The organism is Cupriavidus sp. 01L43, from assembly GCF_056399925.1.
In genome coordinates this window covers 17872-29478 of the sequence record NZ_JBFTSH010000019.1, presented here as the reverse complement: position 1 = coordinate 29478, position 11607 = coordinate 17872, and the positions used below count along the sequence as shown (strand labels likewise).

Annotated in this window: 9 protein-coding genes; all 9 read left to right on the top strand. The window is 68.8% G+C overall.

Annotated features, from left to right (window positions below; all coding sequences use genetic code 11):
* Positions 1-93 precede the first annotated feature (93 nt).
* The 9 genes from AC1DP9_RS23740 (at position 94) to AC1DP9_RS23700 (ending at position 11607) form a co-directional block, all read left to right on the top strand.
* On the top strand, positions 94-1611 hold the full coding sequence (locus AC1DP9_RS23740; protein WP_477108659.1) for a DUF3300 domain-containing protein: 1518 nt from the start codon (positions 94-96) through the stop codon (positions 1609-1611).
* A 66-nt stretch (positions 1612-1677) separates the two neighbouring features.
* Entirely contained in the window at positions 1678-2559 is an 882-nt protein-coding gene (locus tag AC1DP9_RS23735; protein WP_441592354.1) for a DUF2950 domain-containing protein, read from the top strand.
* Between the two features lie 242 nt (positions 2560-2801).
* The gene (locus AC1DP9_RS23730) at positions 2802-3374 is read left to right on the top strand and encodes a BPSL1445 family SYLF domain-containing lipoprotein (RefSeq protein ID WP_092300828.1); all 573 of its coding nucleotides are present in this window, start codon (positions 2802-2804) and stop codon (positions 3372-3374) included.
* A 20-nt stretch (positions 3375-3394) separates the two neighbouring features.
* Positions 3395-4360 carry a sensor histidine kinase gene (locus tag AC1DP9_RS23725; protein WP_477108658.1) on the top strand — a complete coding sequence of 322 codons (966 nt, stop codon included), beginning with the start codon at positions 3395-3397 and terminating at the stop codon, positions 4358-4360.
* Positions 4361-4364: 4 nt separating this feature from the next.
* Positions 4365-5024 carry a response regulator transcription factor gene (locus AC1DP9_RS23720; RefSeq protein WP_092300823.1) on the top strand — a complete coding sequence of 220 codons (660 nt, stop codon included), beginning with the start codon at positions 4365-4367 and terminating at the stop codon, positions 5022-5024.
* Between the two features lie 170 nt (positions 5025-5194).
* Entirely contained in the window at positions 5195-5566 is a 372-nt protein-coding gene (locus tag AC1DP9_RS23715; RefSeq protein WP_477108657.1) for a response regulator transcription factor, read from the top strand.
* 109 nt (positions 5567-5675) lie between these two features.
* Positions 5676-6905 (top strand): efflux RND transporter periplasmic adaptor subunit, encoded by a 1230-nt coding sequence (locus AC1DP9_RS23710; protein ID WP_092300817.1) that lies wholly within the window; start codon positions 5676-5678, stop codon positions 6903-6905.
* Positions 6902-10117, top strand: a complete 3216-nt coding sequence (locus tag AC1DP9_RS23705; RefSeq protein WP_092300814.1) for an efflux RND transporter permease subunit — start codon at positions 6902-6904, stop codon at positions 10115-10117. The genes AC1DP9_RS23710 and AC1DP9_RS23705 overlap by 4 nt, the downstream gene beginning before the upstream one ends.
* Positions 10114-11607, top strand: a complete 1494-nt coding sequence (locus AC1DP9_RS23700; protein ID WP_477108656.1) for an efflux transporter outer membrane subunit — start codon at positions 10114-10116, stop codon at positions 11605-11607. Before AC1DP9_RS23705 ends, AC1DP9_RS23700 begins: the two co-directional genes overlap by 4 nt.

Here is an 11607-nt window from a genome sequence, read left to right as displayed (position 1 = left end):
GAAAAGCAAGCGTTACGGCTACGCAAGAGGTGCTACGAACATAGTCCGGCATCGCGGAGATTGCAAACCGCTTCCCGGAGAGAGGAGGCAGCCATGGCTCGTTGGCTCGAGCGACTGATGTCCTGCGCGCGCGTTCTGGTCGCCGTGGCGTGGCTTGCCATGTTCACCGCACCCGGTGTCCCGGCGGCGCAGACCCCTGCACCCGCCGCGCCGCCGGCATCCACCGCGCCTGCGGCGCCGACCTTCAAGCCCGAGGAACTCGAGTCCCTCGTGGCGCCGATCGCGCTCTATCCCGATTCCGTGCTCTCCCAGGTGCTCATGGCGTCCACGTATCCGCTCGAGATCGTGTATGCGGCGCGCTGGGTCAAGGCCAATCCCAATGTGAAGGGCGACGCCGCGGTCAAGGCCGTGGAGAACCAGCCCTGGGATGTCAGCGTGAAGTCTCTGGTGGCCTTCCCGCAGGTGCTGGAGCCGATGAGCGACAAGCTGGACTGGACGCAGAAGCTCGGCGACGCGTTCCTGGCCCAGGAGCGCGATGTGCTGGCGGCGGTGCAGCGCCTGCGCGCCCGCGCCCGGGACTCGGGCAACCTCAAGACCAACGAGCAGCAGAAGGTGTCGGTGGAGCCAGGGCCCGCGCCGGTGCAGGGCCAGCCGCCACCGGTCGCCGAGACCATCATCCGCGTCGAGCCGGCCAATCCCCAGGTGATCTATGTACCGGCCTACAACCCCACCGTGGTCTACGGCTCATGGGGCTATCCGAGCTATCCGCCGTACTACTGGCCCCCGTATCCGGCCTACTACCCGGGGGCGGCGCTGGCCACCGGCTTCGCCTGGGGCGTGGGGCTGGCAGCGGCGGGCGCGATCTTCGGCGGCTGCAACTGGGGCGGCGGCGATGTGAATATCGACGTCAACCGGGCCACCAATATCGACCGCAATTTCGACCGCACCAAGGTGCAGGGCGGCGGCAAGTGGCAGCACGATTCCAGTCACCGGCAGGGCGTGTCGTACCGGGACAACGCTTCGCGCGAGAAGTACGGCAAGAACTCGGGCGGGGCGGACCGCCGCAGCGACTATCGCGGCAGGGAGGGTGGGCGCGAAGGTGGACGTGATGGTGGCCGTGAGGGCGGACGTGAGGGTGGCCGTGACGGTGGGCGTGACGGTGGGCGTGACGGTGGGCGCGATGGCGTCGGCGGCGATCGGGCAACAGCTTCTGATCGGTCAGCAAACCGGGGCGACCGGCAAGGGGGCGACCGGGGCGACCGCCAAGGCGCCGGCGGCGACCGCGCGCAGGCCAGCAATCGGCAAGCCAGCGACCGCAGCCTGAGCACGGACCGTGGCCGGGGCGACATGGGCTCGGGCAGCGGGGCAGGCCGGGACAACGCCTTCCAGGGCGTAGGCGGCGGGCAAAGTGCGCAGCGCGACATGGACCGTGGCCGCGCCAGCTCGCAGCAATCGAACTTTGGCGGCGGGCACGCCAGCAGCCGTGGAACCGGCGGCGGTGGCGGTAGTCACGCGGGCAGCCGTGGCGGCGGGGGAGGCGGCGGCTTCGGCGGCGGCGGTGGCCGTGGCGGCGGTGGGGGTGGCCGTGGTGGTGGCGGCGGCAGGCGCTGAAAAGGGGAGACGATGACCGCGCGATCAACGCACCGCCTGGGGCGGCTTGCCGGAAGGGCCCGCTGGATGGCGGCCACGACAGCCATCGTGATGGCCTTGACGTGGCCATGGCCGGGCCCGGCGTGGGCCGCCAGCCAGCGGCATTTCCCATCGCCCGAAGCCGCCATGCTGGCATTCGGCGATGCCGTGGCGACCAGCGACGACGCCGCGCTGGGCACCCTGCTCGGTAGCGACTACCGGCGCCTGATCCCGCCCGTTGGCGCGGACGCGCGCTACCGCTTCCTGAGTGCCTGGAGTGTGTCGCACAAGATACTTCCCGAGGGTGCCGACCGCGCCCTTGTGGCGGTGGGCGACGATGGCTGGACCTTGCCGGTGCCGCTGGTGAAGTCGGCGCAGGGGTGGTACTTCAACGTGCCCGAGGGCGTGGACGAGATGCGCGTGCGGCGTATCGGGCGCAATGAGCTGGCTGTGATCCAGACCATGCTGGCGGTCTGCGACGCCCAGCGCGAATACGCCAGCGTCGATCATGACGGCGACGGCGTGCTGGTCTATGCCGGCAAGCTGTCCAGCTCGCCCGGCAAGCGCGACGGCCTGTACTGGCCCACGGGCGGCGGCGAGCCGCCGAGCCCGCTCGGCCCCGCCTTCCTGGCTGTCGGCAAGGGCAATACCACGCAGGACGGCTACTACGGCTATCGCTATAAATTGTTGACGGCACAAGGACCGGCGGCGCCCGGCGGTGCCTACGACTACGTGGTCAACGGCCGGCTGTTCGGCGGCTTTGCCATCGTGGCGTGGCCCGTGCGATACGGCGATACCGGCGTCAAGAGCTTCATGGTCAACCACGAGGGCCAGGTGTACGAAGCCGACCTCGGTCCCAACAGCGCGGCGCGCGCGCAGGCCATGACCCGCTTCGATCCTGGCCCGGGATGGGCCAAGACGGCCCCCTGAGCCTCCGGCGCCGCCCCCGCAGGGCGGCGTCCGTGTGCAGGAAGAGATTGCAATTGCGCAGGCCGCCCACTAATGTGAAAGCCGACCATACATAGATCACGAATCTGGCGAATTCGCTTTGTCGTCTTTCTTGACGATTCCTGGCCTTATCCGGGGTGCAGCGCAACGTATATCCGGGCGCAGTACGCGCAGATCGCGCAGTCAGCAAAACATGGACGCACAAGCTCCAGGGGGTAACTGCCATGAATCGTCGTTCGTTCACGACCCTGCTCGGCGTGGCCGCACTGGCCAGTCTCAACGCCGCCTGTACCACCTCTTCCGGTTCCGCCTCGGATAACGCCAGCAAACGCAAGGAAATCGACGCGGGCGCGGACGGCGCGCTGAACCGGCTCTATAGCTCGGTCAACGGCTCGCAGGCCCTGGCCAGCAAGGCCACCGGGATTCTCGTCTTTCCCAAGATCATCGCCGCCGGGCTGGGTATCGGCGGCGAGTATGGGGAGGGCGTGCTCCGCACTGCCGGCCAGCCGGCGGGCTACTACCGCACCTCCACCGCGGCCTTCGGGCTGATTGCCGGCGCGCAGTCCAAGATGATGGTGATGATGTTCATGACGCCGGAAGCCTTGCAGAAGTTCCAGCAAAGCAAGGGCTGGACGGCCGGGGTGGACGGCTCCGTCGCGGTGGCGCAGGTCGGCGCCAACGGGCTGATCGACACCAACACGGCGCGCGCGCCGATCGTCGCCTTCGTGGTGACGAATGCCGGCCTGATGGCGAACCTCTCGCTGGAAGGCACCAAGATCAGCAAGCTCGACATCTAGTCGGGCCGCGGAGAGACCGCATGAGCCGATCCCCCCGGATTCCACATGGGACGACGTGGCTGTTGGCAGTGGCCAGCGTGGCCGCCGGCTGCGCAGTGGCGGACGCGCTGTGGCGCGCATTGCCGCACAAGCGCGCCCCGCCGCGCGCGCCGGCGCCGCGCACCGGGCGGCTGCGGCGGCGCGGCGAGAACGGCGCCGATGCCGACTATGCCTCGCTGATGCGCTCGTCCCGGCTCTCCAGCATGGGCGAGCTGGCCGGCTCGCTGGCCCATGAACTCGACCAGCCGCTGACCGCCATCGTCAGCAATGCCCAGGCCGCGCGCCAGTACCTGGAGTCCGATGTCATCGACATGGACGAGGTGCGCGAGATTCTCAAGGACGTGAACGACGAAGCGTGCCGAGCCAGCGCCACGGTGCGGCAGATCCGCGCGCTGATCAAGGGCGAGTCCCGCGTGCTGGGGCCGCTGGACATCGGCGCCGCCATCGACGAGGCCCTGGCGCTGGTGCGTGGCAACGCGCTCGGGCGCGGCATCGTGCTGACCCGGCAGGTGGCGTCGCCGCTGCCGCGCGTCAATGGCGATGGGGTGCAGATCCAGCAACTGCTGCTCAACGTGCTGCTTAACGCCTGCGATGCCGTGGACCGGGGCGTGCCCGGCAGTGGCACCCCGCGCGAGGTCACGGTGATGGCGCACGTGGCGGAGGGGATGGTGCAGATCGCGGTGCGCGACAGCGGCGCCGGCGTGGACCCCGGCGACCTCGAGCACATCTTCGAACCGTTCGTCACCTCGAAGCCGCAGGGCATGGGGCTCGGGCTGTCGATCAGCCGCGCCATCGCCGCGCGCCATGGCGGCACGCTGGACGCGTGGAACAACGCGGACCGTGGCATGACATTCCAGTTTTCGCTGCCCCAGGAAGGCATGCCCACACGACGCGGCGTCCGCATGCCGCGCGGGCTTGCCATGGCCGAATCGTCTTTCAAAGGATAGCGCCATGAGCGAACACGTTCCGACGGTGTATATCGTCGACGATGACCCCGGTGTCGTGCGCGCGCTGGTGCGGCTGGTCAAGGCGCACGGCTACCAGGCGGTGGGCTTCAACGATGCCTGGGCCTTCCTCGATGCGCGCGCGGCGGACCCCGGTCCGGCCTGCGTGATGCTGGACCTCCAGATGCCGGGCATGGACGGCATCACGCTCCAGCGCCGGCTCGACGGCGAGCTGCCGGTGATCTTCGTCACGGGCCATGCCGATGTCCCCTCCACGATCCTGGCCATGCTGGCCGGCGCCACGGACTTCCTGCTCAAGCCGGTGCAGGAAGACGCGCTGCTGGCGTCGCTCGAACGGGCCTGCCGCTGCGCCGTGGCGCGGCACATGGAACACGAGGAAATGGCCGACCTGCGCGAGCGGCTCGACCGCCTGACCCCGCGCGAGCGCGAGGTGATGGCATGGGTGGTCACCGGCCGCCTGAACAAGCAGGTGGCCAGCGAACTGGGCACGGTGGAGAAGACCATCAAGGCCCATCGCGCCAGCGTCATGCGCAAGCTGGAGGTCGGTTCGCTGGCCGAGCTGGTGCGCATGGCCGACAAGCTCGGCCTGCCCGCCGTGGCCGCCGCACGGACACCCCACCGCGCGGGTGCGGGCGCCGGGGCCTGAGCGCTCCCCACGCAGACGGGTGAAGGGCCGGGGTGCACACCCCGGCATGGCGCGCCGCCTGGGCGGGACCATGGCCCAATATCGCGGGGGCGGGGCATCTCGTAGGCTACGAGCATCAGCGATGCTTGCGCGATTGCCGATCCTGCCGATGGTCAACCTGTGGTCAATCTATGGGGCCTACCGAGACCTTTGTCGTCATCGTCGATGACGACGACGCCGTAGCCCGCGCGATTGCGCGGCTGCTGCGCGCCGCCGGCGTCGTCGTGGATACCTACGCCAGCGGCCTGACGCTGCTGGACCGCCTCCACGCCGACCCCGGCTACCGCCCCGACTGCGTGATCCTCGATGTCTGCATGTCCGATATTGACGGCCTGGAAGTGCAGCAGCGGCTGATGCCCATCGGCCTGCCCGTGCTGTTCATCACCGCCTATGACGTGCCCGAGGCGCGCACCCGCGCGCTGGCCAACGGCGCGCTGGGCTATCTGCGCAAGCCGTTCAACGCGTCCCAGCTGCTCGCCCTGATCCCGTCCCCCCGGTCCTGACGCGGGGTGGCCCTTGGTCCAATTGCCATGGATTGCGGCGCGGCACAAGCTAGGTCGAGAAGCGCCCTTTGCATGGCGTGGGCGTGGCATGTGTGGATGGGAGACCGCAATGCGCAGCAGGATCGGCCGAGGGGGAGTGACGCTGCTGGCGGCGCTGGTGCTGGTGCTGGGCGCGGGCTGCGGGAAGGAGGAGCGCAAGGCCGCGGCGCCGCCGGTGACCGACGTCGGCGTCATCACCGTGTCGTTGCGTGACGTGCCGCTGAACTTCGAGTTCGTGGGCGAGACGCAGAGTTCCCAGCAGGTGGAGATCCGGGCCCGCGTGAACGGCTTCCTGGAGCAGCGCACCTACACCGAGGGCTCGCTGGTCAAGGCCGGCGACGTGCTGTTCCGTATGGACCAGAAGCCATTCCAGGCCGCGCTGTCCGCCGCCAACGCGGAGCTGGCGCAACAGCAGGCGCGGCTGACCACGGCGCGCGCCAACCTGAACCGCGTACGGCCGCTGGCCGCCAAGAACGCTTTGAGCCAGAAGGACCTCGACGACTCCACCGGCCAGGAACAGGCCGCGGCGGCGGCTGTCGAGCAGGCCAAGGCCAACGTCGTCAACGCGAAGCTGAACCTCGGCTATACCACCATCACCTCGCCCGTGAACGGGCTGTCCAGCTTCGCCAAGAAGCAGGTGGGCTCCTATATCGACCCCACCAACAGCCTGCTGACCTACGTGGCCAAACTGGACCCGATGTGGGTCAACTTCAGCCTCTCCGAGAACGAAGTGCTGCAAACACGCTCCCAGACGGCATCGGGCGCGCTGCGCATGCCTGAGCGCGGCGCGCTGGAGGTGGAAGTGATCATGGCCGACGGCAGCGTCTATCCGAGCCGGGGCCGCATCGCCTTCCAGGACGCCTCCTTCAGTGCCGAGACCGGCACCTACCTCGTGCGGGCCGAGGTGGCCAACCGCGATGGCCAGCTACGGCCGGGCCAGTTCGTGCGGGTGAGGGTGATCGGCGCCCAGCGCACGCGCGCCATCACCGTGCCGCAGGAGGCGGTGATCCAGGGCCAGCGCGGCGAATCGGTCTGGACCGTGGACAAGGACAACAAGGCGCAGTCGCGCGCCATCGAGGTGGCCGAATGGACCGAGGGCAACTGGGTGGTGCGCTCCGGCCTGCGCGAGGGTGACGTGGTGATCGTGGACGGCACGGTGCGGCTCGCGCCCGGCGCGCCGGTGCGGCCCACACCGGTAGGGGCGAAGCCGGCCTCCGCGCCGGCAGCCCAGGGCGCACAGAAATCGGCTGACCAGAAATCGGCGGCCCAGCCCGCGCCCGGTGAGAAGGCCGCGCCATGACGCTGTCGCACTTCTTCATCGACCGGCCGATCTTTGCATCGGTGCTGTCCATCATCATCGTGGTGGGCGGGCTGGTGGCGATGTTCAACCTGCCGGTGGCGCAGTTCCCGGACATCACGCCGCCGAGCATCACGGTGACCACCACATACCCCGGGGCGAGTTCCGAGGTGGTGGCGCAGAACGTGGCCGCGCCGATCGAGCAGCAGGTGAACGGCGCGGACAACATGCTCTATATGTCGTCCACCAGCTCGTCCACCGGTAACATGACGCTGACGGTGTACTTCGAGATCGGCACCGACCCGTCGCTGGCCCAGGTGGACGTGCAGAACCGCGTGAACCTGGCGCTGCCCACGCTGCCGGATGCGGTGACCAAGCAGGGGGTATCGGTCCAGAAGCGGTCATCGGCGTTCATGATGGTGATCGCGGTCTACTCGCCGGACAACAGCTATCCGCAGACCTTCGTCGACAACTACACCAACATCTACATCCTTGACGCGCTGAAGCGGATTCCCGGCGCCAATCAGGCCGCGATCTTCGGCACGCCGGACTACGCGATGCGCGTCTGGCTGCGGCCGGACCGCATGGCGCGGCTCGGCATCACCGTGGAGGACGTGAAGAACGCGGTGGCGGCGCAGAACGAGCAGTTCTCGGCCGGGCGCATCGGCTCCTCGCCGACCGACGGGCCAGTCAAGCAGACCTTCCCGGTGGCCACCAAGGGCCGCATGACCGAGCCGGCCGAGTTCGACAACATCATCCTCCGTGCTGCCTCGGGCGATGCGGCCATCGTGCGGCTGAAGGACATCGGCCGGGCCGAGCTGGGTTCGAAGGACTACTCGCTGCGCAGCCGCTTCAAGGGCAAGACCGCCACGCTGATGGCCGTCTACCAGCAGCCGGGCGCCAACGCGCTGGACGTGGCCAAGCAGGTGCGCACCACGCTGGAGACCATGAAAAAGTCGTTCCCGCCCGGGCTGGAGTACGAGGTGGCGCTGGACACCACGGAGTTCGTGCAGGAGTCGATCAACGAGGTGGTGCATACGCTGCGCGACGCCGTGATCCTGGTGATTTTGGTGGTCTACCTGTTCCTGCAGAGTTTCCGCGCCACGCTGGTGCCGATCCTGGCCGTGCCGGTGTCGATCATCGGCACCTTCATGGCGATGTCGGCGTTCGGCTTTTCGGTGAACATGCTGACACTGTTCGGGATGGTGCTGGCCATCGGCATCGTGGTGGATGACGCCATCGTGGTGATCGAGAACGTCGAGCGGAATATGGTCGAGTTCAACATGCCGCCCAAGATCGCAGCCAAGCACGCCATGGACGAGGTGGGCGGGCCGGTGGTGGCCATCGTGCTGGTGCTGCTGGCCGTGTTCATCCCGGTGGCCTTCCTCTCCGGCATCACCGGGCAGCTGTACAAGCAGTTCGCCATCACGCTGGCGGTGTCGGTGTTCCTGTCGGGCATTGTGGCGCTGACGCTGTCGCCCGCGCTGGCGGCCATCCTCCTCAAGCCCGGCACGCACAAGAAGAACCGATTCTTCCAGTGGTTCAACCGCAGCTTCGACCGCATGGTGGAAGGCTACGGCAGCAGCATCCAGCTGGTGATCCGGCGCGTGTTCATCTCCGTGGCGCTGGTGCTGGCGCTGATCGTGGCGAGCGTGCTGCTGTTCATGCGCATTCCGTCGTCGTTCCTGCCCGTGGAGGATCAGGGCTACCTGTTCGGCGCGGTGGTGCTGCCGGACGCCGCGAGCCTGGACCGCACCGGCGACTTGTCCAAGCGCGCCGAGCAATGGTTCGCGGCGCAGCCGGGCGTGAAGTCGGTGGCCACGCCGGACGGCTACAGCCTGATCGACTCCCAGAACAAGTCCAACGCCGGCACGCTGTTCATCACGCTGAAGAGCTTCCATGATCGCGGCAAGGGCGAGAGCGCCGAGGACCTCATCACCAAGGCCAACCGCGAGTTCTCCACCTGGCGCGAGGGGCTGGTGATCCCGGTCAATCCGCCGTCCATCCCGGGACTTGGCACCACGGGCGGTTTCGAGTTCTGGCTGCAAAGCACCGGCGACGGCACCTACCAGCAGCTGGAGGCGCGCGCGCGGGCCTTTATCGCCAAGGCGCGCCAGCGGCCCGAGCTGCGCAGCGTGAGCACGACGATCAACACGCGCTCGCGCCAGTTGCTGGTGGACCTGGACCGCGAGCGCGCCGAGACCCAGGGCGTGCCGGTCGATCAGGTCTACTCGGCCCTGCAGACCATGTTCGGCTCGCTCTACGTGAGCCAGTTCCCGAAGAACAGCCGGCTGTTCCAGGTCATCCTGCAGGCCGAGCCGCAGTTCCGTTCGCGCCCGGAAGACCTCGACAAGGTCTATGTGCGCAACACCCATGGCGACATGGTGCCGATCAAGGCCGTGACCACCTCGCGTTACGTGGCCGGCGCGGACCTCGTCACGCGCTTCAACAACTTCCCGGCCGCCAAGATCACCGGGGACGCCGCGCCGGGCTACAGCTCCGGGCAGGCGCTGACCGCCATGGAGGAAGTGGCCGCCGAGGTGCTGGGCGAGGGCTACAGCTTTGCGTGGAGCGGGCAGGCGTATGAGGAGAAGAAGGCCGGCTCGACCGCCGCCATGGTGTTCGCCTTCGCGCTGCTGATGGTGTTCCTGATCCTGGCCGCCCAGTACGAGAAATGGTCGCTGCCGATCGGCGTGCTGCTGGCGGTGCCGTTCGCGCTGTTCGGCGCGCTGGTCGCCATCCTGATACGCGGCATGCAGAACGACGTGTACTTCCAGATCGGCCTGACGGTGCTGATCGCGCTGGCGGCCAAGAACGCCATCCTGATCTTCGAGTTCGCGGTGGAGATGCGCATCAAGGAGGGGCTGAACGCCTACGACGCGGCGGTCAAGGCGTCCAAGCTGCGGCTGCGGCCGATCATCATGACCTCGCTGGCCTTCATCCTGGGCTGCATTCCGTTGGCCATCGCCAGCGGAGCTTCCGCGGCGAGCCGGCAGTCGCTCGGCACGGGGGTGATCGGCGGCATGCTCGGCGCCACGGTGATCGCGGTGTTCTTCATCCCGATGTTCTTCTGGGCGCTGGAGCGCCGCACCGCCGGCAAGGTGCCGGACCAGCCGACGCCGGGCCATCCGCCTTCGGGTCATCCGCCCGAGCCGGGGCTGGAGCCGCCCGCCGATGCGCCGGCCGCGCCGGTGCGCCGGGGAGACCCGCCATGAGCCACGTGCACTGGCAGGCGCTGGTTGGTGCCGGCGCCCTGATGGCAGGCGGCTGCGCGGTGGGGCCGGACTACGAACGGCCCGCCGTGGACGTGCCCGAGACCTATCGCTTCGCGGAGACCCCGCCGGCCACGCCTACGGCCGCCACGCCCACCACACCCACCACACCCACCACGCCCGCTATCGATCCGCAATGGTGGGGCCAGTTCGGCGACCCGGTGCTCGACGCGATGATCGCCCAGGCGCTGGAGCGCAATCGCGACATCCTGATCGCCGCCGCCCGTGTGGACGAGTACTACGGGCGCGTGATGTCCACGCGCGGCCTGATGTTCCCGCAGGTCGGCGTGGAGACGTTGGCAAGCCGTCAGCGCCTGAGCAACAGCAGCGGCACGCTGTCGCCGGTGGGCAATCCGTTCAACCAGGTGCAGGCCGATGTGTTCGCCTCGTGGGAGATCGACCTGTTCGGCCGGCTGCGGCGCCTGACCGAGTCGGCCCGCGCGCAATGGGCAGCCTCCGACGAGGCGCGCCGGGCCGTGGAGATCAGCGTGGCGGCGGCCGTGGCCTCGGGCTACGTCACGCTGCGCGATCTGGATAACCGCCGGCTGGTGGCCGGCGACACGCTCGACAGCCGCGCCGGGGCGTTGGAGCTGTTCCGGCAGCGCTTCGAGGGCGGGGTGGTGTCCGAGGTGGAACTGGCGCAGGCGCAGTCCGAGTATGCGTCGGCGCTGACCTCGGTGGCGCTCTACGACCAGCTGGTGGCGCAGCAGGAGAACCTGCTGTCGGTGCTGATCGGCGAGAACCCGCGCGCCATGCCGCGCGGCCTGCCGATTGGCGAACTGCGCCCGCCGACGATTCCATCCGGCCTGCCGTCCGACCTGCTGGAGCAGCGCCCGGACCTGTTGCAGGCCGAGCAGCAACTGGTGGCCGCCAACGCCGAGATCGGCGCGGCACGGGCCGAGTACTTCCCGACCATCACGCTGACCGGGCTGTTCGGCGCGGCCAGCACGGCGCTTTCCGGGCTCTGGGTGGGCGCGGCGCAGACGTGGTCGTATGGCGCGTCGGTGGCGATGCCGATCTTCAGCGCGGGGCGGATTGCGGGCGATGTCCGGCAGGCCGAGGCACGCCAGCGGCAGGCGCTGCAGGGCTACCAGCAGGCCATCCAGACCGCGTTCCGCGAAGTGGCGGACGCACTGGTGGGCGTGCAGCGCACGCGCGATCAGCTCACGGCCAAGACCGCGCAGGTCGATGCGCTGGCGCGCTATGCCGCGCTCGCGCGCGACCGCTACGAGGGCGGCTACACCAGCTACCTGGAGGTGCTCGACTCGGAGCGCGCGCTGTTCTCGGCCCAGATCGACCAGTCGAGCCTGCGCGGCACCGAGTTCGGGCAGATCGTGCAGCTTTACAAGGCGCTCGGTGCTGGCTGGCCGCTGCGCGCAGCCGGCATCCCGCAAGCGGAGCGCCGGGATCAGGCATCCACAACGGAGAGATGA